The organism is Pseudonocardia sp. MH-G8 (assembly GCF_002262885.1).
Classification (GTDB): domain Bacteria; phylum Actinomycetota; class Actinomycetes; order Mycobacteriales; family Pseudonocardiaceae; genus Pseudonocardia.
Genome location: NZ_NKYF01000005.1, coordinates 384,633 through 406,517, shown reverse-complemented (window position 1 = coordinate 406,517; position 21,885 = coordinate 384,633). Strand labels below are relative to the sequence as shown.

The window sequence follows — 21,885 nt, the reverse complement described above, 5'->3', positions numbered from 1 at the left end:
AGGCCGCACGTGCTCAGACCCGCAGCAGGGCGTGCACCGGGACGTCACCGAGCTGTTTCCTGCCGTCCAGCTCCGTGATCTCGAGGAGCGTGCCGAACCCGACCACGGAGGCCCCGACGTCGGTGAGCAGGTCGACGGCAGCGGCCGCCGTGCCGCCGGTGGCGAGCACGTCGTCGACGAGGAACACGCGCGCGCCGGGAGCGATCGTGTCCTCGGGCAGCTCCAGCGTGGCGGTGCCGTACTCGAGGTCGTAGGTGCGCGAGGCCGCCACGCGGGGCAGCTTGCCCGCCTTCCGCACGGGAACGACCCCGGTGCCCGCCACCACGGCCACCGCGGCGGCGAGCAGGAACCCGCGCGCCTCCACCCCGGCCACGACGTCGGCCTCCCCGACCAACGACGCCAACTCGGTGGTGACCACGGTGAACGCCTCCGCGTCGGCCAGCACCGGCGTGATGTCTCGGAACAGGATGCCGGGCGCAGGGTGGTCGGGCACATCGCGGACCAGCTCCGCGATGCGGTCGAGCTCGGGCGTCTCCCCGGTGGCCGGGTCGGGGCCGGTCACCGGTTGCGCTTCCCGGTGGGCCGCGCCGCCTTCACGGCCGCCGCCTTCCCCGCCGCGCGCTTGCCGCGGTGTTGCGCGGCGCCGCCGGAACGCACCGGGACGCCGGCCGCGGCCGCCATCGCGCGTTCCTTGCGCAGCTCCGTGGCGAGGACCGCGTCGTCAGCGACGTCCGGATCCGCGGCGTCGGCGTCGGGGGCTGCTGCCTTCTTGCGGCGGGCCGCCACCCGCGCGGCCTGCTGCTGGAACCGCGGGTCGCGCAGTTTCAGGTCGACGAGGACCGGCGTGGCCAGCAGCAGCGACGAGACCACACCCGCGGTCATGCCGATCAGCTGCACCAGTGCGAAGTCGGCCAGCGTGCCGACGCCCAGCAGCCCGACGCCGATGACCATCAGCGCGAGCACCGGCAGCACCGCGAACAGCGAGGTGTTGATCGACCGGATCAGCGTCTGGTTCAGCGCGAGGTTCGCCGCCTCGGCGTAGGTGCGACGGGTGAGCCCGAGGAGGCCGCGGGTGTTCTCCTTGACCTTGTCGAACACCACCACGGTGTCGTACAGCGAGAACCCGAGGATCGTCAGCAGGCCGACGACCGTGGACGGCGTGACCTCGAACCCGATGATCGAGTAGATGCCCGCCGTGACGACGACGTCGTGCAACAGCGCCACCAGCGCCGCCACCGCCATGGAGCGCTCGAAGTAGAACGCCAGGAAGATCGTGACGAGCACGAGGAACACGACCAGCGCGATGAGCGCCTGCCGGGTGATCTGCCCGCCCCAGCTGCCGCTCACGGCGCTGTCGCTGATCACCTCGGGGGCCGGGAGGCCTGCGGCGCCGATCGGCTGGAAGGTGTCGAACAGCGCCTGCTTCAGCGCGAACAGCTGCGCGGGCTCGAGCGTTTCGGACCGGATGAGGACCGACGCCGACGGGCCCGTGCCCACCGACTGGACGGCCGCCGCCTCGGCGCCGACCACCCGCTCGTAGACCGCCTGCACCGACTCCACGTCGGCGGGGGCCGCCGCGGTGGTGGCCGGGAACTGGATCTGCGTGCCCCCGGTGAAGTCGATCCCGAGGTTGAAGCCCCGGAAGAGCATCGAGCCGATGCAGATGAGGACCAGCGCCGAGAAGGCGATGTACCAGATCTTCTTGCGTCCGACGATGTCGAACGCGCCCGTGCCCGTGTAGAGCCGCGCGAGGACTCCGGCCACGTCAGGCTCCCTTCGATCGGCCGGCCACGGAGGTGACGCGCCGGCGCTCGGCGCCCGCCCGTGCCGCCTCGCCCAGCCCGGACAGGCTCGGGCTGCTGAACACCCGCGACTTCGCCGCCAGCGCCACCAGCGGGTGCGTCACCAGGAACACCACGATCAGGTCGAGCACCGTGGACAGCCCCAGGGTGAACGCGAAGCCGCGCACCTGCCCGACGGCCAGCATGTACAGCACCGCGGCCGCCAGGAAGCTCACCGCGTCGGCGGACAGGATCGTGCGGCGCGCACGGATCCATCCGCGCGGGACGGCCGAGCGGAACGTGCGGCCCTCGCGCATCTCGTCCTTCAACCGTTCGAAGTAGATGATGAACGAGTCGGCCGTGATTCCGATGGCCACGATGAACCCGGCGACCCCGGCCAGGTCGAGCGTGAACCCGATCCAGCGACCCAACAGCACGAGCACGCCGTAGACGATCGCGCCGGAGAGCACCAGCGACAGGATCGTGAGCACACCGAGCACGCGGTAGTAGAAGAGGCTGTAGAGGAACACCAGCCCCAGCCCGACGCCCCCGGCGAGCAGTCCGGCCTGCAGCGAGGCCAGCCCGAGCGTGGCGGAGACGGTCTGCGCCTCCGAGGACTCGAAGGACAGCGGCAGCGAGCCGTAGCGCAGGACGCCCGCGAGCTGCTCGGCACCCTCCTGGTTGTACTGCCCGCTGATCTCGGTGGCCCCGAAGATCGGCTGGTTGATGCTCGGAGCGGACACGACCTCCGTGTCGAGGGTGAACGCCACCTGCTTGCCGACGTTGTTGGTCGTGTACTCGCCCCAGATCTGGGCGCCCCGGCTCTCGAACGTCAGGCTCACGACGTAGCCGACCCCCTGCGGGTTCGGCGTGGCCTGGGCGCTCGCGATCTCGGTGCCCTCCAGGAACGAGGGGCCGAGGACGTACTTCTCGGTGCCGTCCTGGTTGCAGGCCACCAGCGGCAGCGTCGGGTCGTCGTAGCCGCGCAGCGGGTCCTGGGCGTTGCAGTCCAGCGCCATCAGCGCGGCTTCCTGCGTGGCCGGATCGGTGCTCTGCCGCATCTCGCGCGCGGCGTCGATCGCGGCGGCGAGCTCCGGGTCCGCCGGGCCGGCCGGCGGCGCCGAGCCCGGTGCGGGCGCCGGTGCGGGCTCGGGTGTCGGCGGGGGCGGCGGGTCCTGCAGCGGCTCGGTGTGGGCGACCGGGGCGACGTCGCGCTCGACCGGCTCGCCCTCCATGCCCTGCGGCTCCGGCTCGCCGGAAGGGGCAGCCGGATCCGGCGCGGCGGGGGGCGGCGCCGGGGCACCGGGATCCGCGGCGGGCGGCGCACCCGGCTGGCCCGCGGGCGGCGCCGGCGGCGTGGCCGCGAACGGCCCCGCCACCACCTCGCGGAACCGCAGCTGGGCGGTCTGGCCGAGGTTGCGGGCCTGCTCGCCCTCCTGGCCGGGCACGGTGATCGTCAGGTTGCTGCCGTCCAGCACGACCTCGGCGCCGCTCACGCCGAGGCCGTTGACGCGCTGCTCGATGATCTGCTGCGCCTGCACCAGCTGGTCGCGCGGGGGCTCGGCGCCCGTCTCGGTGCGGGGCTGCAGGGTGACGCGGGTGCCGCCCTGCAGGTCGATTCCCAGCTTCGGGGCGGGGTTGCCGTCGCCGGTGAAGAACACCAGCGAGTACAGCACCGCGACGACGCCGACGAACGCCGCCAGGTAGCGCCAGGGACGGATGTGCCCCGGGGTGGTTGCCACTGCTTGCGATCTCTTCCTGTCAGGTGCGGCCCGCGCTGGGGGCGCGCGGGTGCGGCGCGGTCAGCTGCGGGGCGTGCCGTTCGCGGAGTCGTCCTTCTCCAGCGAGGGGGCCTTCTCCAGCGACGGCGCCGAGGTCGACTCCGCCTCCGGCTCGCCGGCCGACTCGACGGCGGGCGCGTCCTCCCCGGCGGGGACGGCGACCTTCTCCCGCACTGCGCCGCGGACCCACGTGGTGACGACGCCGTCGGCGATCTCGAGGTCGACGGTGTCCTCGTAGGAGGCGTCGACGACGGTGCCGCGCATGCCCGACGTGGTCATGACGACGTCACCGGGCTCCAGCGAGCTCTGCAGATCCTTCATCTCCTTCATCTGGCGCTTCTGGCGCCGTCCGGACAGGAAGATCGGGATGAACAGCAGCAGGATCAAAAGGGGGAACAGCAGTGAGATGTCCATGGTCTCTTCTCAGGTCTCCGAATCTCCGCACGTCGAGAGCCACCCGAGTCTGCCAGCCCCCGCTTCACAACAACGCGGGAGGTCCGCCCGGGGTGACGTCCGGGGGCGCAGCGATGCCCAGATGTGACCAGGCGGCAGCCGTGGCCACCCGGCCCCGCGGGGTGCGGGCCAGCATGCCCGCCCGCACCAGGTACGGCTCGCAGACCTCCTCGACGGTACCCGGTTCCTCACCCACCGCCACCGCCAGCGTCGACACGCCCACCGGGCCGCCCCCGAACGACCGCACGAGCGCTCCCAGCACGGCGCGGTCGAGGCGGTCGAGGCCCAGCTCGTCGACGTCGTAGACGGCCAGCGCGTCCCGCGCGACGGCACGGGTGACGGCGCCGTCGGCACGCACCTCGGCGAAGTCGCGCACCCGGCGCAGCAGCCGGTTCGCGATGCGCGGCGTGCCGCGCGACCGCAGCGCGATCTCCTCGGCGCCGTCGGGGCGCAGGTCGACGTCCAGGATCGGCGCGGCGCGGCGCAGCACCAGCTCCAGCTCCGCCGGCTCGTAGAACTCCATGTGGGCGGTGAAGCCGAAGCGATCGCGCAGCGGACCGGTGAGGGAGCCGGACCGGGTGGTTGCCCCGACGAGGGTGAACGGGGCGATGTCGAGCGGGATGGACGTGGCGCCGGGCCCCTTGCCGACCACGACGTCGACGCGGAAGTCCTCCATCGCGAGGTAGAGCATCTCCTCGGCGGGGCGCGCGATCCGGTGGATCTCGTCGATGAACAGGACATCGCCCGGTTCGAGGTTGGACAGCATCGCGGCGAGATCGCCTGCCCGTTCCAGCGCGGGTCCGGAGGTCAGCCGGATCGCGGCGCCCAGCTCGGCCGCCACGATGAGCGCCAGGCTCGTCTTGCCCAGCCCGGGTGGGCCGGACATCAGGATGTGGTCGGGCGGCTGGCCACGCCCACGCGCACCCGCAAGCACGAGCTGCAGCTGCTCGCGCACGCGCGGCTGGCCGACGAACTCGTCCAACGAGCGTGGCCGCAGCGACGCGTCGGCCTCCACGTCCTCCGGTTCCGGTTCCGGGGACAGGGCGACTTCGTCCACCGGATCGGTCACCGGCCCTTCCCGCCCAACCGGGTCAACGCAGCGCGCAGCAGTGCGCTCGTGTCCGAGGATCCGTCGTCGCCCAGCACGCGGTCGACGGCCTGCTCGGCGGGCTTCGCCGCGAACCCGAGGCCGACCAGCGCCTCCACCACCTGCTCGCGACGCGGGTCGGCGCCGTCCGCGACGGGGAGCGTCGCCGGAGCGCCCGCCGGGGCCACGACCTTGTCGCGCAGCTCCAGGGCCAACCGCTCGGCGCCCTTGCGCCCGATGCCCGGTACGCGGGTCAGCGTGGCCAGGTCGCCGTCGACGAGGGCGCGACGCAACGCGTCCGGGTTCAGCACGGCGAGGGTGGCCAACGCGATCCGCGGCCCGATCCCGCTGACGGTCTGCAGCAGCCCGAACAGCTCCCGCTCCTCGTTGTCGGCGAAGCCGAACAGGGTGAGCGAGTCCTCCCGCACCACGAGGGCGGTGGCGACCCTGCCCTGCTCCCCGCGGCGCAGCCCGGCGAGCGTGCCCGGCGTGGCCTGCACGGCGAACCCGACGCCGCCGACCTCCACCACGGCGTGGTCGAGCCCGATCTCGAGCACCTCACCGCGTAGCGAACTGATCACGACGCCTCCCCCGCCGCGGCGAGCCGCGCCTTCTGCTCAGCGGCGAGCCGCGCTTTCTGCTCAGCGGCGAGCCGCGCCTTCTGCACGGCTGCCAGGCGAGCCTTGTGGGTCCGGGCCAGCTCCGCGGACCGCGCCTGCGCCTGCGCCATGCGGTCGAGCATCGGGGCCCGCCAGCAGTGGCAGATCGCCAGGGCAAGCGCGTCGGCCGCGTCGGCGGGTCGCGGGGCCTCCTCGAGCCCGAGCAGCCGCGTGACCATGGTCGTGACCTGCTCCTTGCCGGCCCGACCCTCCCCCGTGACGGCCGCCTTCACCTCGCTGGGCGTGTGGAACGCGACCGGCAGGCCCGCCCTCGCCGCGAGCATCGCGACCACACCGCTGACCTGCGCCGTGCCCATCACCGTGCGCACGTTGTGCTGGCTGAACACCCGCTCGATCGCCACGACGTCGGGCCGGTGCCGCTCGATCCAGCGCTCCACCTCGGTGCCCACGGCGAGCAGCCGCTCCGGCAGCGGTGCTTCGGGCGGGGTGCGCACGACGTCCACCGCCACACTGCGCACCCGCCGCCCGCCGGCCCCGTCGACGACCCCGAGACCGCACCGGGTCAACCCCGGGTCGACGCCGAGCACCCGCACAGTGTCCCCTCCCGATCTCGGTCCACGACCGCGAACAGTCGTTCGAGGGGCAGGCTACCGGCGCACCGTCGCGCCGCCCGGGGGGACGCGCCGGGTGGCCGGTCAGGCCCGGTCGTTGACGAGCAGCTGCCGCCCCTCGGGGTCGGTGACGCGCACGTAGCTGCCCCACGGCTCGGCCACCGGGTCGGTCACCTCCACCCCTGCGGCCCGCAGCTGCGCAGCCGTGGCGGCAAGGTCGGAACAGGCGAACGTCATCGGGTACGCCGGGTCCGGCTCGCGGCCGAAGTCCTTCGCGGCGCTGAGCACCACGCCCGTCCCGCCGCCGGGCGGGACCACCTCCACCCAGCGGGCGCCGGGCCACATCTCGGCGTCGGTGACCTTCTCGAATCCCAGCCGCTCCACGAAGAACGCGGCCATGACGTCCTGGTCGGCGACCGCGAGGATCGCCGTGGCCACCCGGGAGATCACGATGCACCGCCGGTGAGGCTGAACCAGTTGCCCGAGTCGTCGCGGAAGATCGCCTCCACCCCGTAGGGCCGGGACGCGGGCTCCTGGGTGAACACGACGCCGCGCGCGGACAGCTCCTCGTAGGTCTTCTGCACGTCGTCGGCGGCCATCACCCCGGCGCCCAGCGCACCCTTCGCGACGAGCGCGCGGATCTGCTCGGCGCTCTCGGGGTCGTTGCCCATGCGGGGGTCGGCCAGGATGATCTCGACGTCGGGCTGGTCGGGTGGCCCCACGGTGAGCCAGCGGAATCCCTCCCCCGCGCCCTCGAACTCCGCGCCCATCGACACGTCGTTGCGCACGTCGAAACCGAGCTTCTCGGTGTAGAAGGCCTTCGCCCGGTCCTGGTCCAGCACGTAGAAGCAGGTATGCGAGATCCGTCGAATCATGGGGGCAGGCTAGGACCGGGCGGGCGGCGGAGGCTTCTCCGAGATTGCGGTGGGCCGGCTCCAGGCCATCGCGAAGCACCCGGGCACCGGCGTCGCGCCGCGCTCGGCATGCACCCGCCGGTACGCGCTCGGCGAGGTACCGACCAACTCCGAGAACCGGGCACTGAACGAGCCCAGGCTGGAGAACCCGACGAGGTGGCAGACCTCGGTGACACCGAGGTCTGCCGAGCGCAGCAGGTCCTGCGCGCGCTCGATCCGCCTGCGTGTGAGGTACTGCCCTGGCGTCTCGCCGTAGGCCTCCTTGAACCCCCGCGCGAAGTGGTGGCGGGAGAACCCGGCCGCGCGGGCCATCGCATCCAGGTCGAGCGGCTCGGCGAAGTGCCGGTCGATCAGGTCGCGCGCCCGGCGCAGGTGGAACACGGCGGGGACGACGGGCGCGGCCATGGCTCCATCGTCCCCCGTCCGGCCCGTTCCCGCGGAAGGCCTCCTGCGCCCGCCCGACGGTTGATGTTCCCCGGGACGTCACCCCGCCACCCCCCGCTCCTGCCTAGGGTCACGGCGTGAACGACGGCCGGGTGCTGTTCCAGGAGTTCCTCCGCGCGCCGACGCGCGTCGCCACCGTGACGGCGAGCTCGGACGCGCTGGTCGCCGCCCTGCTCGCGCCGCACCGCCTCGACGGCGCGCCGGACGCCGAGCGCGGTGCCGAACCGGGTGCTCAGCCGACTGCCGATCCGATCGTCGTCGAACTGGGAGCCGGCACCGGACGCGTCACCGACGCCGTGGCACACCGCCTCGGCGGTCGCGGCCGCCACATCGCCGTCGAGATCAACCCCGTCCTCGCCGCCCGGCTCGCCGGCCGCCACCCGGACGTCACGGTCGTCGCCGCGGATGCCGCCGGCCTGCCCACGGTGCTGGCCGAGCACGGCGTCGAGCGGGTGGACGCGATCGTCAGCCTCCTGCCGTGGTCGGCCTACGCGGCCGCGCCGGTGCCGGAGCTCGCCGCGGGCGTCCTCGCGCCGTCCGGCACGTTCACCCAGGTCACCCTGCGCGGTCTGCACCTGCTCCCGCCCGCCCGCCGGCAGCTGCGCGATCTGCGGGAAGCGTTCGGCGAGGTCACCGGCGGTGCCACCGTCTGGCAGAACCTGCCGCCCGCCCGCATCCTGATCGCCCGGTCGCCCAAGCGGGCCTGATCACCGGCAACGGGACGTGCGCTGCACCGTGCTGATCACGACGGCAGCGCGGCGATCCACTGCCGGACCTGGCGGCGGCTGCGCAGGCGCACCACCGGCGGAGCACCGGCCTCGCCGGACAGGGCCTGCATCCGCCGCCGGTTGCGCGCATAGGACACCCACGCCCACCGCAGGATGTGCTCGGGGTCGCTGAAGACCGTGAACAGCGACGGTTCCACGTTCCCGTTCCACAGCTCGACCCGCCGCAAGCGCCGGTGCACGGTGCGCCGCAGGAGCTGGGTGAACACCCGCCGGCGCGGCAGGTCGAGCCAGACCACCAGGTCGGCCCGCCGCAGCAGCAGCGCCCGGACCTCCCCACCCTGCCACTCCGTGACCCACCGCTCCGTCGCCGCGAACGCTGCCACGTCGGGCACGAACTCCGGGCGCAGGGCCCAGCCCGGGCCGTGGCGCAGCGCGTCGAGCTCGTGGTGCGGGAGACCCAGCCGCACGCCGAGCGCCGCGGCGACCGTGGACTTGCCCGCGCCCGCGCAGCCGGCCACGAGCACCCGACGCAGGCGGGGTGGCAGCGGGTCATCCACAGTCAGCAACGGCACCCCGAGATCCTGCCGCGGCAGCGGTTCCCTGACAGCACCTGTCGTGGTTCGATCGTACCGTTGCCCGACATGAGCACCTGGGACGAGTTCAGCACGGGCGCTCCGCGGATCGCGGAGATCTTCACCCGCCGCCACGCCGCCACCGGCAACCTCTGCATGCTCGCGACCCTGCGCTCGGACGGCTTCCCGCGGATCAGCCCCATCGAGCCGCGGATCTTCGAGGGACGGCTGGTGGTCGCGGGCATGCCGGGCACCACCAAGTTCCTCGATCTCGCTCGCGATCCGCGCTTCTGCCTGCACACCGCCACGGTCGACACGCAGGTCTCCGAGGGCGACGCCAAGCTGTTCGGCCGGGTGCGCGACGAGCAGGACGTCGCCCTGCACCGGCGGTTCGCCGACGCGCTCTACGCCGAGATCGGGTTCGACCTGCGCGGCCGGGAGTTCCGCCCGTTCTACGTCGCCGACCTGACCGGGGCGTCATCGGTGGAGATCGTCGACGGGGCGATGGAGGTGACGGTGTGGAAGACCGGCGAGCCCGAACGGGTGGTGCGCAAGACCTGAGGTACGGCCGGACCTCCCGTCACCTCGGTGATCATTGCGAGTAGCACACCGGAGCGGCTCCGACCACGCTCCTGCACGGGTCGCCGCGGTCTCCTGGCCACGTACCGAGCCGACTCCGCCGGTGCCGGCAGGGCCGGGGGCGCTCCCCGAAGCCGTGATCGTCAGATGGGCGCAGGACCGGCGACATTCCGCCGTTCCTGCACCCGAACGTTGATCACGGCCTTGGGGCAGGGTCCTCCATCGCCCGCAGCGCGTGCGCCTGCGGTCCCCATGGCCGTGCCCGTGCCGATCCGTCCGAAGGTGACCGCGTGGTGGCGCGGCCTGCGCGTCGAGCAGGTGCTGCGGCCGCTCGCGATCAGGACGGGCGGGTCGCAGTCGGCGCCGCGGGCTCGTGCACCCGCAGGAGGGCGGGGCCGAGGCGGAGCACGCCGTCGTCGAGCGGAGCGCAGCGCACCCCGCCGCGGCCGCGCATCGCGCGAAACGCGCCCTGTGCGAGCACCACGTCCATCCAGCGGCACGGGTTGGCGGGCCGGTGGGCGCGAAAGCGCACGGGTCCGTCACCGGAGTCGAGGCTGAACACCGCCCCCGAGCGGTCACGGCCCGCGGCGAGCTCGTCCACCGGGAAGCCGCGCAGCACCACGTTGCGCCGGGTGAGCAGGGGGTCGGGCACGGTGGGCAGGGCGAGCTCGTGGGCGACCGCGGTGAGCGACTCCGCCGCGAACAGCGTGACGGCCGCCTGCCGGTGCGCCTCGCGGCCGAAGTACCGGTCCCCGACGAGGCCATTGCCGGCGCGCACCGTGACCGACGCGGGCCGGCGCCCGTCCGGGTCGGGGAGCGGGCCGTCGTCGGGACGCCCCTCGTAGGCGTGCACGGGAGAGACGAGCAGGCCGACGATCTCCACGGACACCTCGCTCCCCTGCTGGACCAGCACGCCCTCGACGCTACCGCCCCGCCACACGATCACCAGATCGGCGCGCACACGGCCGGATACGGCCGCCCTCGCACCCATCTGGCGATCTTCGTCTGCCGCGGGCCAGCGCGGGCCGATGTCAGTGCGCCGCGTCGTCCCAGCTGCGCCCGTAGCCGACCGACACCTCGAGCGGCACCGACAGCTGCGCCGCCGCCCCCATCTCGCGACGCACCAGCTCCTCGACGCGCTCGCGCTCGCCCTCGGCCACCTCGAGCACGAGCTCGTCGTGCACCTGCAGCAGGATGCGGCTGCGCAGACCCTCCGTGCCGAGGGCGCGGTGCACGCCGAGCATGGCGACCTTGATGATGTCGGCCGCGCTGCCCTGGATCGGGGCGTTCAGGGCCATCCGCTCGGCCATCTCGCGGCGCTGGCGGTTGTCGCTGGTGAGGTCGGGCAGGTATCGCCGGCGGCCCATGATGGTGGCGGTGAAGCCCTCCTTGCGGGCGACGTCGACCACGCTGCGCAGGTAGTCGCGCACCCCGCCGAAGCCCTCGAAGTAGCCGTCCATCAGACCGCGGGCCTCCTCGGTGGAGATCCGCAGCTGGCCGGACAGGCCGAAGGCCGACAACCCGTAGGCCAGGCCGTAGTTCATCGCCTTGATCTTGGCCCGCTGCTCGGGCGAGACGTCGGTGGGCTCGCAGCCGAACACGCGGGCCGCGGTCTCGGCGTGGAAGTCGTGCCGCGAGCGGAACGCCTCGATGAGCGCCTCGTCCTCCGACAGGTGCGCCATGATCCGCATCTCGATCTGGCTGTAGTCGGCGGTCATGAGCTCGGCGTGCGCCGAACCGACCACGAACGTGCCGCGGATCCGCCGGCCCGCCGCGGTGCGGATCGGCACGTTCTGCAGGTTGGGTTCGGTGGACGACAGCCGCCCGGTGGCCGCGATCGTCTGGCTGTAGGTCGTGTGGATGCGCCCGTCCTCGGCCACCGACTTGAGCAGGCCCTCCACCGTGACCTTGAGCCGGGTGGCGTCGCGGTGCAGCAGCAGGTGGGACAGGAACTCGTGGCCGGTCTGCTCGAACAGCGTCTGCAGCGCGTCGGCGTCGGTGGTGTAGCCGGTCTTGGTGCGCTTGGTCTTCGGCATGCCCAGCTCGTCGAACAGCACGACCTGCAGCTGCTTCGGCGACCCGAGGTTGATCTCCTTGCCGATCACGGCGTAGGCGTCCTGCGCTGCCTGCCGCACCTGCGCCGCGAACTCCGCCTCGAGCTCGGAGAGCGCGTCGACGTCCACAGCGATGCCGGCGGCCTCCAGATCGGCCAGCACGTACTCCAGCGGCAGCTCCAGCTCCGCGAGCAGCTCGGTGCCGCCACGCTCGGCCAGCTCCGCGTCGAGGGCGGCGGCCAGCTCGCCCACGGCCGACGCGGACACCATCTGCGCCTGCGCCCGGGCCGCGTCGGCCGCCTCCTCGCCGCTCGGAGCGTCGGCGTCGAGCGCATCACCGCTGCCGAGCAACGACAGCTGACCGTCCTCGGCCTCGCCGTCGGCGCGCAGCTCCCGGCGCAGGTAGCGCAACGCGAGGTCGGCCAGGTCGAAGCTGCGCTGCCCGGGCCGGGCCAGGTAGGCCGCGAGCGCGGTGTCGCTGGTGAGGCCGGCGAGGCTCCAGCCGCGGCCGCGCAGCGCGTGCAGCGCGGACTTCGCGTCGTGCGCCGCCTTCGGCACGGCCGGGTCCGCCAGCCACTCGCCGAGCGCCGCCTCGTCGTCGGGCGTGAGCGTGGTGACGTCGAGGTAGCCGGCCTGCGGGACACCCGCGGCGGCGCCTTCGGCGCGGGCCTCCACGGTGGGCTCACCGGCGGCGAGCGCGATACCTGCGAGGTCGCCGCTGATGGCCCCGCCCCGGACCCCGGAGAACGCCAACCCGACACGCCTGCCGTCGCGGGCGTGCGCCTCCAGCCAGGCGCGCACGGCACCCGGCTCCACGGCGCCGCCCTGCACCTCGATGCCGCCCTCGGCCTCCGGCTCGGCGCTCTGCAGCGTGGCGAACAGCCGCTCGCGCAGCACGCGGAACTCCAGCTCGTCGAACAGCCGGTGCACGGCGTCGCGGTCCCACGGCCGCACCTCGAGGTCGGCCGGGCCTGCGTCGAGGGGCACGTCCCGGATGAGCTCGGTGAGCTGGCGGTTGAGCAGCACCCCCGCCAGGTGGGCGCGCAGCGCGTCGCCCGCCTTGCCCTTCACCTCGTCGACGCGGTCGGTGAGCTCGGCCAGCGAGCCGTACTCGCGCACCCACTTGGCTGCCGTCTTCTCCCCCACGCCCGGGATGTTGGGGAGGTTGTCGCTCGGGTCGCCGCGCAGCGCCGCGAAATCGGGGTACTGGGCGGGGGTCAACCCGTAGCGGTTCATGACCTCGCCCGGGTCGATCCGCCCCAGGTCGGACACCCCGCGCTTCGGGTAGAGCACGGTGACGTCATCGCTCACGAGCTGGAACGCGTCGCGGTCGCCCGAGGTGATGAGCACCTGGAACCCGTCGGCCTCCGCCTGGGTGGCCAGGGTGGCGATGAGGTCGTCGGCCTCGTAGCCCTGCACCCCGAAGTTCGGGATGTTGAGCGCCCCCAGGACCTCCTTGATGAGGTCGACCTGGCCGCGGAAGTCGTCCGGCGTGGTGGTGCGGTTGGCCTTGTACTCCGCGTAGCGCTCGTTGCGGAACGTGACCCGCGAGACGTCGAAGCACACCGCGAGGTGCGTGGGCTGCTCGTCGCGCAGCAGGTTGATCAGCATCGAGGTGAAGCCGTAGACCGCATTGGTGGTCTGCCCCGTGCCGGTGCGGAAGTTCTCCGCCGGCAGCGCGAAGAACGCGCGGTATGCCAACGAGTGGCCGTCGAGCAGCAGCAGCCGCCGGCCGGTGGACGCCGGCTGCGCGGCGCCGGACTTACGGGAGGCGGTGGTGGCGGTGCTCACGGCGGCGAGTCTAGGACCGACCCCCGACAGTGTTCGATGGCCTCCGCTTCGCTCCGGCGGGCCTGCGGGCCCTGATGACGCCGCCTTGCTCCTCCGGTGCTCGGTCGCCCGTCCCTCGCTCCCTGCGCGCCTCCCCCGCAAAGCGGCGTCGGCCCACCCGTGACCGGTTCGGCGACAGCCGGTCACACCGCACGCATTCATGATCAGGTCGATCTGGGCGCTGGTCCCGCCCGTCTGCACGACCCTCACGTCTACCTGATCGTGGGAACGCTTCTGTGGACGCGCCGTACCCGGGCCGGCGACCACGGCCTCCTGCCCTGGCCGGGGTCGACCGTGCGATCACCCACCTCTTCCCGGCCCCGCGCGTCCGCGAGGTGGCCGGGCTGGCACCGGAGTGATCGCAAGGAAGGCAGGAGCGATGGCGAGGCAGCTCGCCTCGAGCCGGGAACGGCGCGCCCACGGGAGGCGCACGCGAGAACCGGCGCACCGAACCTCCGTTCGCGGGTGAGCGGAACACCAGAGCTGTCCCGGCGTGATCGAACAACACTGGTGTTCCGTTCACCCGCGAACCGGGCCCACGCCGACCAGGCAGCAGCCCTTGCCCTCGATTCGATCCGGCATCGCCGCCACCTCGATCCCGCGACGTCGAGCGGGCCCGCTCGCAGGCCGAGTCGGTCGAACGGGCCTCAGGGGGCCTTGTCGAGGTCGAGGGGAACGGGAGCGGCGCCGTTGCTCGCCGCCGGCTCCTGCTTCTCCCCCATCGACGTGAGCAGCGAGCGGGCCAGGCCCAGGCCCGTGCCGCCCATCGCGAGCGCCTTCGTGAGCAGCTCGGAAACCCCGTCCGCGCCGTTGAGGACCACCATCTGGTCGACGTTGCCCAGCGCGCTCGCCCCGGCCTTGACGATCTCGGGCCAGTTCTCGGCGAGCTGCTGGGCGATCACGGCCTCCTGGTTCTCCGACAGCGCCTCCGCACGGGCCTGGATCGCCTTGGCCTCGGCGAGACCCCGCGCCTGGGCCGCGTCGGCCTCGGCGAGGCCGCGGGCGCGGGCGGCGGCGGCGTCGGCCTCACCGGTGGCGCGGGTGGCGCTGGCCTGCGCATCGCCGCGGGCCTTCGTGGCCTCCGCCTCGGCCTGGGCGGCGGTCTTCACGCGCGTGGCGTCGGCGCCCGCGCTCAGCTCCGTCTCCCGGGCGTGCGCCTCGGCACGCGCGATCTGCGCGTCCCGCTCGGCGTCGGCGAGGGTGCGCGTCTCGTAGGCACTGGCGTCGGCAGGCTTGCGCACCTGCGACTGCAGCCGCTGCTCGGCGAGGTCGGCCTCGAGCTGCGCCGCGCGCGTCTCCTGGACGACGACCTCCTGGCGGGCCGTGGCCTCCGACAGCGGCCCCGCCTGCGTGGCCTTTGCCGACGCCTCGTCCATCTCGGCCTGGTAGCCGGCCTGCTGGATGCGGCTGTCGCGGATCGCGGCGGCCTTCTTCGCCTCGGCCACCTGCTCGGCCTCGGTGGCCTCCTGGTCGCGCTGCGCCTCGGCGATGCGTGCGGAGGCGGCGATCGCGGCGGCGTGCGGCTTGCCCAGGTTGATGATGTAGCCGGAGTTGTCGTCGATCTCCTGGATCTGCAGCGAGTCGATGACCAGGCCGAGCTTGCTCATCTCATCGGCCGAGCTCTGCCGCACCTCGCCGGTGAGCGCCTCCCGATTGTGGATCATGTCCTCGATCGTGAGCCCGCCGCAGATCGAGCGCAGGTGGCCCGCGAACAGCTCGTGGATCGTGTCGTTCATCGTGTTCTGCTGGTCGAGGAAGCGGCGCGCGGCGTTGGCGATGGACACGAAGTCGTCGCCGACCTTGTAGATGACGACCCCGCGCACGGCGACCGGGATGCCCTGCTTGGTGACGCAGGAGACCTGCAGGCTGGTGGCGCGGGTGTCGAGCGACAGCCGGCGCGCGGCCTGGAAGCCGGGGATCACCATCGTCCCCTTGCCGGTGACGATCTTGAAGCCGAGGCTGTCGGCGGCAGCGCCCGGGCTGCTGCGCGCCCGGAACCCCGAGATGATCAACGCCTCGTTCGGCTCGGCCACCCGCCAGAGCAACTTGAGCACGAGTACGAGCACGAGGATGCCGACGACGACGGCACCGATCGTGATGAGAAGTTCCACGTGTCCCCCCGGTGTGCGGATCAGCCCGCGGTGTTCCAGCGCTCGACGTAGGCCGTGCGCGGCGCCTGGAAGTCGACGATCAGTACCTGCGCGCCGGGCTCGATCTCCTCGTCCGACCGCTGCGGGTGGGCGTAGAACGCCTCCGACCCGCCGCGCACCGCGACCATGATCTCGCCCACCAGGCCCGGCCCGACCCGCCCGGTCACCCGTCCCACCTTGCCGATCACGCATCCCCCCGACTCCCGAGCGTGAGCAGCCTAATAGACCGCCTCACCCTGGTGGGAGCCTTCGTCGGGAACCGCGCGGGACCGTTCCCCGTTGGCCCTGTGACGTACCTGGCACCGAGTCCGGTTCATCCCGTTAAGCTCGGCCGCGCCAGCTCGGACCAGGGGGGTACGAGCCCCCCGCGACAGATGCGGAGCACTACGTGAGCGTCAGCCTCACCAAGGGCGGAAACGTCAGCCTCTCCAAGGAGGCCCCCGGCCTGACCAACGTCGTCGTCGGCCTCGGCTGGGACGTGCGCAGCACCACCGGCACCGACTTCGACCTCGACGCGTCGGCGATCGTCCTGGGCGCCGACGGCAAGGTCATGTCCGACAGCCACTTCGTCTTCTTCAACAACAAGACGAGCCCGGACGGCACCGTCGAGCACACCGGTGACAACGTCACCGGTGAGGGCGAGGGTGACGACGAGCAGATCAAGGTCAACCTGGCCGGGATGGCCGCGGAGGTCGACAAGATCGTCTTCCCGGTCAGCATCTACGACGCCGACTCGCGCTCGCAGAGCTTCGGCCAGGTCCGCAACGCGTTCATCCGCGTCGTGAACGAGGCGGGCGGTTCCGAGATCGCCCGCTACGACCTCTCGGAGGACGCCTCCACCGAGACCGCCATGGTCTTCGGGGAGCTCTACCGCAACGGCGCGGAGTGGAAGTTCCGCGCGGTCGGCCAGGGCTACGCGTCGGGCCTCGCGGGCATCGCCCGCGACTTCGGCGTCAACGTCTGACCGGTCCGTCGTGGCGATCGACTACACCAAGCGGCCCAAGGCCGGCGGCGGGGACGCAGCCGGTGGCGTGTCCCTGTCCAAGGTCACGCTCACGAAGTCCGCGCCGAGCATCTCGCTCACCAAGCGGGGTGCCACCGGCGGGCAGCTGCGCGTCAACCTCCAGTGGAGCGCGGGCGAGCAGCAGAGCCGGGGCCTGTTCGGGATGCGCCGCGGCAACGCGATCGACCTGGATCTGGGATGCCTGTGGGAGTTCTCCGACGGCAGCAAGGGCGTGGTACAGGCCCTGGGCAACGCCTTCCAGGCTCCCTACCAGGGCACGCCGATCATCCGGCTCGACGGTGACGACCGCTCGGGGTCGGCCTCCGGCGGCGAGAACATGTTCATCGACCTGTCCCGGGTCGACGAGATCCGCCGCATCCTGGTGTTCACCTTCATCTACGAGGGTGTGCCGAACTGGGCGAGCGCGGACGGCGTCGTCACCCTGTTCCCCGCCGCCGGGCCCGAGATCGAGGTCCGGCTCGACGAGCCCGACCGGAACGCGCCCACGTGCGTGATCGCGATGCTCGAGAACAAGGGCGGTGACCTGCAGGTGCGCCGAGAGGTGCGCTACATCCAGGGCGGCCAGGCCGACATCGACGCGGCCTACGGCTGGGGGATGGAGTGGGCGCGCGGGCGCAAGTAGCCCGCGTCGTCCGCCTGGACGTTCGCGTGTCGTGCCACACCGGGGTGGCTTCTTCGAGGGGAGCACCACCGTGCGGCACTTCGGGTACCTGAGCGCGTCCGACACGGACGCGTTGTTCGAGGCGCCACCGGAGCCGTTCAGCCGCGGGAGCGGCACCGGACTGCTCTCGGTGGCCCTCGGTGCCACGCTGTACATGCCGGCGAGCCGTCCCGCGCTCGCCGCCGACGTCGTCAAGCAAGCGGCGGCCGGGGTCACCTCGGTCGTCGCCTGCCTGGAGGATTCGGTCGCCGACGAGCAGCTCGCCGAGGCCGAGGACAACCTGGTGGCGGCGCTGCACGAGCTGTACGGGACGGCCACCGCCGACCTGCCGCTGCTGTTCGTGCGGGTCCGCACCCCCGAGCAGGTCCCGGCGCTGGTGCGGCGGCTGGGCCGCGCCGCCGAGGTGCTCGACGGGTTCGTGCTGCCGAAGTTCACCGCCGAGCGCGGCGCGGCGTTCCTGCGCGCGGTCGACCAGGCCGACGCGGTGCGTGACGGCGCCCCTCCACTGCTGGTCATGCCCGTGATCGAGTCCGGCGCCGTCCTCTACGCCGAGTCCCGCGTCGACGAGCTCACCCGCCTGCGGGACCTGCTGCACCGCGAACGGCGCCGGGTCCTCGCCCTCCGGCTGGGCGCCACCGACCTGTGCGCCCTCTACGGCCTGCGCCGCTCCCCCGACCTGTCGATCTACGACGTGAAGGTCATCAGCAACCTCATCGCCGACGTCGTCAACGTGCTCGGCCGGGCCGACGGCACCGGCTTCACCGTCACCGGCCCCGTCTGGGAGTACTACGGGAGCCACGACGGGAGCCACGGCAGCTGGCCGGAGCGGATCTTCAAACCGCAGCTGCGGCAGTCGCCGTTCGTCGAGCACGACGAACCGGACCTGCGCGGCCAGCTCGTCTCCCGCGCGATCGACGGCCTCATCCGGGAGGTCGCATTGGACCGCGCCAACGGCCTCACAGGCAAGACGGTGATCCACCCGAGCCACGTGGGCGTCGTCCACGCGCTGTCGGTCGTCCCCTACGAGCAGCACCGGGACGCGGCCGACGTGCTCGACTCCGGCACCTCCGGCGGTGTGCTCGCCTCGGTGCGCCGCAACAAGATGAACGAGGTCCGCCCGCACGCGGCCTGGGCGCGGCAGACGATGCTGCGCGCGAAGGTGTTCGGGGTGGCGGCCGACGGCGTGTCGTTCGTGGACCTCCTGGCCGCGAGCCTGTCCCGATGACGGGCCTGACACCCGCCGCATCGATGGCCGGGCCTTCGCCCGAGGCGTCGCTCGTCGAGCGTCTCGGGGTGCGGCTGCATCCGTCCGGGCCGGGCGCCGACCCCCGGGTGCTGCTCGGCCTCGCGCTGCGCCGCAACCCGCGCCGCGCGCAGTTGCTCGTCTCCCGGGTGCTCGGCAAGCACGTGCCCACCGAGCCGCGGCTGGTCCGCGCGGCCGGCCTGCTGCTGGGTGGGCTCGTCGACGACGCGTTGGCCGGCCGCCCGGCGCGAGCGCTGCCGTTGGCCCTGCTGCACGCGGCCGTGGGTGGGGACCGGGACGCCACCGCGGCGCTGCACGTGCAGGCCCAGGAGGCGATCGGGCCACCGTCGGGCGCGCTGGTCCTGGGGTTCGCCGAGACCGCCACGGCGCTGGGCCATTGCGTCGCCGAGGGCCTCGGCGGCGCCGAGGTGCTGCATTCGACCCGCCGGCCCGTGCCCGGCTTCGCCACCGCGGGCGGCTTCACCGAGGAGCACTCGCACGCCACCGACCACCTGTTGCTGCCCGCCGACGCAGGCCTGCTGCGCGACGGCCGTCCCCTCGTGCTGGTGGACGACGAGCTCTCCACCGGCCGCACCGCGCTGAACACGATCAAGGCGCTGCACCGCAGCACGCCGCGCGCGCACTACGTCGTGGCCGCCCTCGTCGACGTCCGGGCGCCGGGCGGGGAGCTCGCGGCGGGGGTCGCGGAGCTCGGCGCGCGGCTCGACGTCGTGGCGCTCGCGCGCGGACGGGTCGAGCTCCCCGCCGACCTCGCCGCGCGGGCCGGGGCGCTGCGTGCCGAGCTCGACGCCCGACCCGCATCGCGACACACGTGCGCCCAGACCCCGACTCGCGGCACTGTTGTCGTGCCGCGGGTGGAGCTGGGGGCGCTCGGATGGCCTCCCGGGGTGCCGGCGGGGGCGCGGCACGGGTTCGACGCCGCCGCGCACCGCGCGCTCGCGGCGGCGTTGCCGGGGCTCGCCCGCGATCTCGTGCGCGCGGCCGGGCTGCGCGCCGGTGAGCGCACGCTGGTGCTGGGCACCGAGGAGTTGATGCAGCTGCCGCTGCGGCTGGCGCAGACCCTCGCCGATGCCGGGCACGTGGTGGCCTTCTCCACCACCACCCGCTCCCCCGCCGTCGTGGCCGACGAACCGGGGTACGCCCTGACCAGCGGGATCACGTTCCCCGCCCACGACGACCCCGCCGACGGAGCCGGTCCCCGCTACGCCTACAACGTGGGCGCCGCGCAGTGGGACCACGTGCTCGTGGTCGTCGACCCGCCTGCCGACACGGAGGCGCTGCGTGCCGGGCTCCTCCCGGCACTGGCCCCGTACACCCGCCGCACGACCCTGGTGGTGACGCCCTGAACACGCCCGAGCCGCTGCGCGGACCCACCTTCGGCAGCTACGCCCCCGACGAGGTCGCGTGGCTGCTCACCGACCTCTCCGGCGTCTCCCTGGAGGCACCCACCGAGGAGCGCGAGGAGGCGATCCAGAGCGGCGGCGCGCATTACGCCGAGTCGCTGCCGCAGGAGTACCAGCCCGACGCCGGGTACCTGCAGCTCTACCGGTCGGCCCTGGCGGCGGGTGCGCCGCGGCTGGCGCAGGCCGTCGCCACCGTCGCGGAGCTGGTGCTGGCCGAGCGCGGGCGCGACGTCGTGCTCGTGTCGCTGGCCCGGGCCGGCACCCCGGTGGGGGTGCTGCTGCGCCGGTGGGCCCGCCACGCCCACGGGCTCGACCTGCCGCACTACGCCGTCTCGATCGTGCGCGGCCGCGGCATCGACCGGCTCGCCCTGCGCCACCTCGCCGCCCACCACGACCCCGCGCGCGTCGTCTTCGTCGACGGCTGGACCGGGAAGGGCGCGATCTCCCGCGAGCTCGCGGGAGCGCTCGCCGAGCACGAACGCGACACCGGCGCGCGGTTCGACCCCGACCTCGCGGTGCTCGCCGACCCCGGCCGCTGCGCCACCACGTTCGGCACCCGCGACGACTGGCTCATCGCGTCGGCGTGCCTCAACTCCACGGTCTCGGGCCTGGTCTCGCGCACCGTGCTCAACCCGCGGCTGCTGGGGCCCGGCCAGTACCACGGGGCGAAGTTCTACGCCGAGCTCGCGGACGCGGACGTCTCGAACGACTTCCTGGACACGGTCTCCGCCGAGTTCGCCGGAGTCACCTCGACCCCGCCGCCGCCCGTCCGCACCGTCGACCACGCCGGCCGGGCCGCCGTCGACCGGATCGTCGACGCGTACGGCATCGGCGACGCGAACCTCGTCAAGCCCGGCGTCGGCGAGACCACTCGCGTCCTGCTGCGGCGGGTGCCCTGGCGGGTGCTGGTGCGCGCCGACGCCCCGGCCGCCGACCTCGCGCACGTCCGGCTGCTCGCGCAGCGCCGCGGCGTGCCGGTGGACGAGATCGGGGACGAGGTCGGCGACCTGCCCTACAACTGCGTGGGGCTGATCCACCCCCGCTACACGCGCGGCGCCACCGGCGCCGACGGGCTCGCGGCGGCCGGCCGATGACCGTCGTCTGCCTGGACCTGGACCGCACCACGATCTACTCCGCCGCCGCGCTGGAGCTGCGCGCCCCCGACCACGAGGCCCCTCGGCTGCTCTGCGTGGAGGTCTACAAGGGCGCACCCCTGTCGTTCATGACGGAGGCGGCGGTCGCTGCCTTCCACGAGCTGAGTGCGGCCGCCACGGTGGTGCCGACCACCACCCGCACCCCGGAGCAGCTCGCCCGCGTGCACCTGCCGGGCCCGCCGGCGCCCTACGCCATCGCGAGCAACGGGGGTCACCTGCTGGTCGACGGCGTGGCCGACCCGGAATGGGACGCCGCGGTGCGCGAGCGGCTCGCGAGCTGCGCCCCGTTGGCCGAGGTGCAGGCCCACCTGCGCGCCCGGGGTGGCCCGTTCGTGCTGGCCCTGCGGGAGGCGAGCGCGCTGTTCGCGTACGCGGTCGTGGACCGCGCCGTACTGCCCGAGGGCTGGGTCGAGTCGCTGGCGGCGTGGTGCGCACCGCGGGGCTGGACCGTGTCGCTGCAGGGCCGGAAGGTCTACGCGGTGCCGGCCGGGCTGACGAAGTCCGCCGCCGCCGCGGAGGTCGTCGCCCGCTGCGGTGGCGGGCCGCTGCTCGCCGCCGGTGACTCGCTGCTCGACGCCGACCTCCTCGAGGCCGCCGACGCCGCGATCCGCCCGGCGCACGGCGAGCTCGCCGACACCGCGTTCGTGCGGCCGCACCTCGCCGTCACCGCCGCGCGCGGCGCCGCGGCGGGCGCTGAGCTGCTCGGCTGGCTGCGCGACCGGGCGATCGCCGCTCCGATGTCCGTTTCTGGCACGCTGTGAACCAGTCGACACTC

Annotated in this window: 23 protein-coding genes; 8 read left to right on the top strand and 15 right to left on the bottom strand. The window is 73.4% G+C overall.

The window, feature by feature from the left end; translation table 11 throughout:
- Positions 1-13: 13 nt before the first annotated feature.
- The 10 genes from CFP66_RS16000 to CFP66_RS15955 form a co-directional block, all read right to left on the bottom strand.
- Positions 14-562, bottom strand: coding sequence for an adenine phosphoribosyltransferase (locus tag CFP66_RS16000; protein ID WP_094924668.1), 549 nt, complete (start codon positions 560-562; stop codon positions 14-16).
- Positions 559-1,764, bottom strand: a complete 1,206-nt coding sequence (secF, locus tag CFP66_RS15995) for a protein translocase subunit SecF (protein WP_094924666.1) — start codon at positions 1,762-1,764, stop codon at positions 559-561. Before secF ends, CFP66_RS16000 begins: the two co-directional genes overlap by 4 nt.
- A gap of 1 nt (position 1,765) precedes the next feature.
- Positions 1,766-3,523 (bottom strand): protein translocase subunit SecD, encoded by a 1,758-nt coding sequence (gene secD / locus CFP66_RS15990; protein ID WP_094924664.1) that lies wholly within the window; start codon positions 3,521-3,523, stop codon positions 1,766-1,768.
- A gap of 60 nt (positions 3,524-3,583) precedes the next feature.
- Positions 3,584-3,976: a preprotein translocase subunit YajC gene (gene yajC, locus CFP66_RS15985; RefSeq protein ID WP_094924662.1), complete on the bottom strand. Its 393-nt coding sequence runs from the start codon at positions 3,974-3,976 to the stop codon at positions 3,584-3,586.
- Between the two features lie 64 nt (positions 3,977-4,040).
- Entirely contained in the window at positions 4,041-5,072 is a 1,032-nt protein-coding gene (gene ruvB, locus CFP66_RS15980; RefSeq protein WP_233159471.1) for a Holliday junction branch migration DNA helicase RuvB, read from the bottom strand.
- Positions 5,073-5,080: 8 nt separating this feature from the next.
- Entirely contained in the window at positions 5,081-5,683 is a 603-nt protein-coding gene (gene ruvA / locus CFP66_RS15975) for a Holliday junction branch migration protein RuvA (RefSeq protein ID WP_094924658.1), read from the bottom strand.
- Positions 5,680-6,315 (bottom strand): crossover junction endodeoxyribonuclease RuvC, encoded by a 636-nt coding sequence (gene ruvC, locus CFP66_RS15970; RefSeq protein WP_094924656.1) that lies wholly within the window; start codon positions 6,313-6,315, stop codon positions 5,680-5,682. The genes ruvA and ruvC overlap by 4 nt, the downstream gene beginning before the upstream one ends.
- A 102-nt stretch (positions 6,316-6,417) precedes the next feature.
- The gene (locus CFP66_RS15965; protein ID WP_094924654.1) at positions 6,418-6,783 is read right to left on the bottom strand and encodes a VOC family protein; all 366 of its coding nucleotides are present in this window, start codon (positions 6,781-6,783) and stop codon (positions 6,418-6,420) included.
- Positions 6,780-7,208, bottom strand: coding sequence for a VOC family protein (locus CFP66_RS15960; protein ID WP_094924652.1), 429 nt, complete (start codon positions 7,206-7,208; stop codon positions 6,780-6,782). Before CFP66_RS15960 ends, CFP66_RS15965 begins: the two co-directional genes overlap by 4 nt.
- A gap of 9 nt (positions 7,209-7,217) precedes the next feature.
- The gene (locus tag CFP66_RS15955) at positions 7,218-7,652 is read right to left on the bottom strand and encodes a helix-turn-helix domain-containing protein (protein WP_094924650.1); all 435 of its coding nucleotides are present in this window, start codon (positions 7,650-7,652) and stop codon (positions 7,218-7,220) included.
- 116 nt (positions 7,653-7,768) lie between these two features.
- Between CFP66_RS15955 and CFP66_RS15950 the strand changes: the two genes are divergently transcribed.
- The gene (locus CFP66_RS15950; protein WP_143517272.1) at positions 7,769-8,398 is read left to right on the top strand and encodes a class I SAM-dependent methyltransferase; all 630 of its coding nucleotides are present in this window, start codon (positions 7,769-7,771) and stop codon (positions 8,396-8,398) included.
- A gap of 35 nt (positions 8,399-8,433) precedes the next feature.
- Here CFP66_RS15950 and CFP66_RS15945 read toward each other — a convergent pair whose 3' ends face one another.
- Positions 8,434-8,991: an AAA family ATPase gene (locus CFP66_RS15945; RefSeq protein ID WP_094924645.1), complete on the bottom strand. Its 558-nt coding sequence runs from the start codon at positions 8,989-8,991 to the stop codon at positions 8,434-8,436.
- Positions 8,992-9,060: 69 nt separating this feature from the next.
- On the opposite strand from CFP66_RS15945, the gene CFP66_RS15940 reads away from it, so the two are divergent.
- Positions 9,061-9,552: a pyridoxamine 5'-phosphate oxidase family protein gene (locus CFP66_RS15940; RefSeq protein ID WP_094924643.1), complete on the top strand. Its 492-nt coding sequence runs from the start codon at positions 9,061-9,063 to the stop codon at positions 9,550-9,552.
- A 355-nt stretch (positions 9,553-9,907) separates the two neighbouring features.
- Here CFP66_RS15940 and CFP66_RS15935 read toward each other — a convergent pair whose 3' ends face one another.
- The 4 genes from CFP66_RS15935 to CFP66_RS15920 form a co-directional block, all read right to left on the bottom strand.
- Entirely contained in the window at positions 9,908-10,483 is a 576-nt protein-coding gene (locus tag CFP66_RS15935; RefSeq protein WP_233159460.1) for an MOSC domain-containing protein, read from the bottom strand.
- A gap of 118 nt (positions 10,484-10,601) precedes the next feature.
- Positions 10,602-13,415 carry a DNA polymerase I gene (gene polA / locus CFP66_RS15930; protein ID WP_369805066.1) on the bottom strand — a complete coding sequence of 938 codons (2,814 nt, stop codon included), beginning with the start codon at positions 13,413-13,415 and terminating at the stop codon, positions 10,602-10,604.
- Positions 13,416-14,101: 686 nt separating this feature from the next.
- On the bottom strand, positions 14,102-15,565 hold the full coding sequence (locus tag CFP66_RS15925) for a flotillin family protein (RefSeq protein ID WP_094924641.1): 1,464 nt from the start codon (positions 15,563-15,565) through the stop codon (positions 14,102-14,104).
- 20 nt (positions 15,566-15,585) lie between these two features.
- The gene (locus CFP66_RS15920; RefSeq protein ID WP_233159459.1) at positions 15,586-15,771 is read right to left on the bottom strand and encodes a hypothetical protein; all 186 of its coding nucleotides are present in this window, start codon (positions 15,769-15,771) and stop codon (positions 15,586-15,588) included.
- A gap of 221 nt (positions 15,772-15,992) precedes the next feature.
- On the opposite strand from CFP66_RS15920, the gene CFP66_RS15915 reads away from it, so the two are divergent.
- From CFP66_RS15915 to CFP66_RS15890, 6 genes are read left to right on the top strand one after another with little or no spacing between them, the layout of a single operon-like run.
- Positions 15,993-16,568, top strand: a complete 576-nt coding sequence (locus tag CFP66_RS15915; RefSeq protein ID WP_094924637.1) for a TerD family protein — start codon at positions 15,993-15,995, stop codon at positions 16,566-16,568.
- A 10-nt stretch (positions 16,569-16,578) separates the two neighbouring features.
- A complete protein-coding gene (locus CFP66_RS15910; protein WP_198961468.1) occupies positions 16,579-17,250 on the top strand; it encodes a tellurium resistance protein in 672 nt (223 codons plus the stop codon).
- A gap of 31 nt (positions 17,251-17,281) precedes the next feature.
- Positions 17,282-18,514: an HpcH/HpaI aldolase/citrate lyase family protein gene (locus CFP66_RS15905; protein WP_233159458.1), complete on the top strand. Its 1,233-nt coding sequence runs from the start codon at positions 17,282-17,284 to the stop codon at positions 18,512-18,514.
- Positions 18,511-19,899, top strand: coding sequence for a phosphoribosyltransferase family protein (locus CFP66_RS15900; protein WP_198961467.1), 1,389 nt, complete (start codon positions 18,511-18,513; stop codon positions 19,897-19,899). Before CFP66_RS15905 ends, CFP66_RS15900 begins: the two co-directional genes overlap by 4 nt.
- Positions 19,782-21,050 carry a cysteine protease StiP family protein gene (locus tag CFP66_RS15895; RefSeq protein ID WP_094924635.1) on the top strand — a complete coding sequence of 423 codons (1,269 nt, stop codon included), beginning with the start codon at positions 19,782-19,784 and terminating at the stop codon, positions 21,048-21,050. Before CFP66_RS15900 ends, CFP66_RS15895 begins: the two co-directional genes overlap by 118 nt.
- Positions 21,047-21,871 carry an HAD family hydrolase gene (locus CFP66_RS15890; protein WP_094924633.1) on the top strand — a complete coding sequence of 275 codons (825 nt, stop codon included), beginning with the start codon at positions 21,047-21,049 and terminating at the stop codon, positions 21,869-21,871. The genes CFP66_RS15895 and CFP66_RS15890 overlap by 4 nt, the downstream gene beginning before the upstream one ends.
- Positions 21,872-21,885 lie beyond the last annotated feature (14 nt).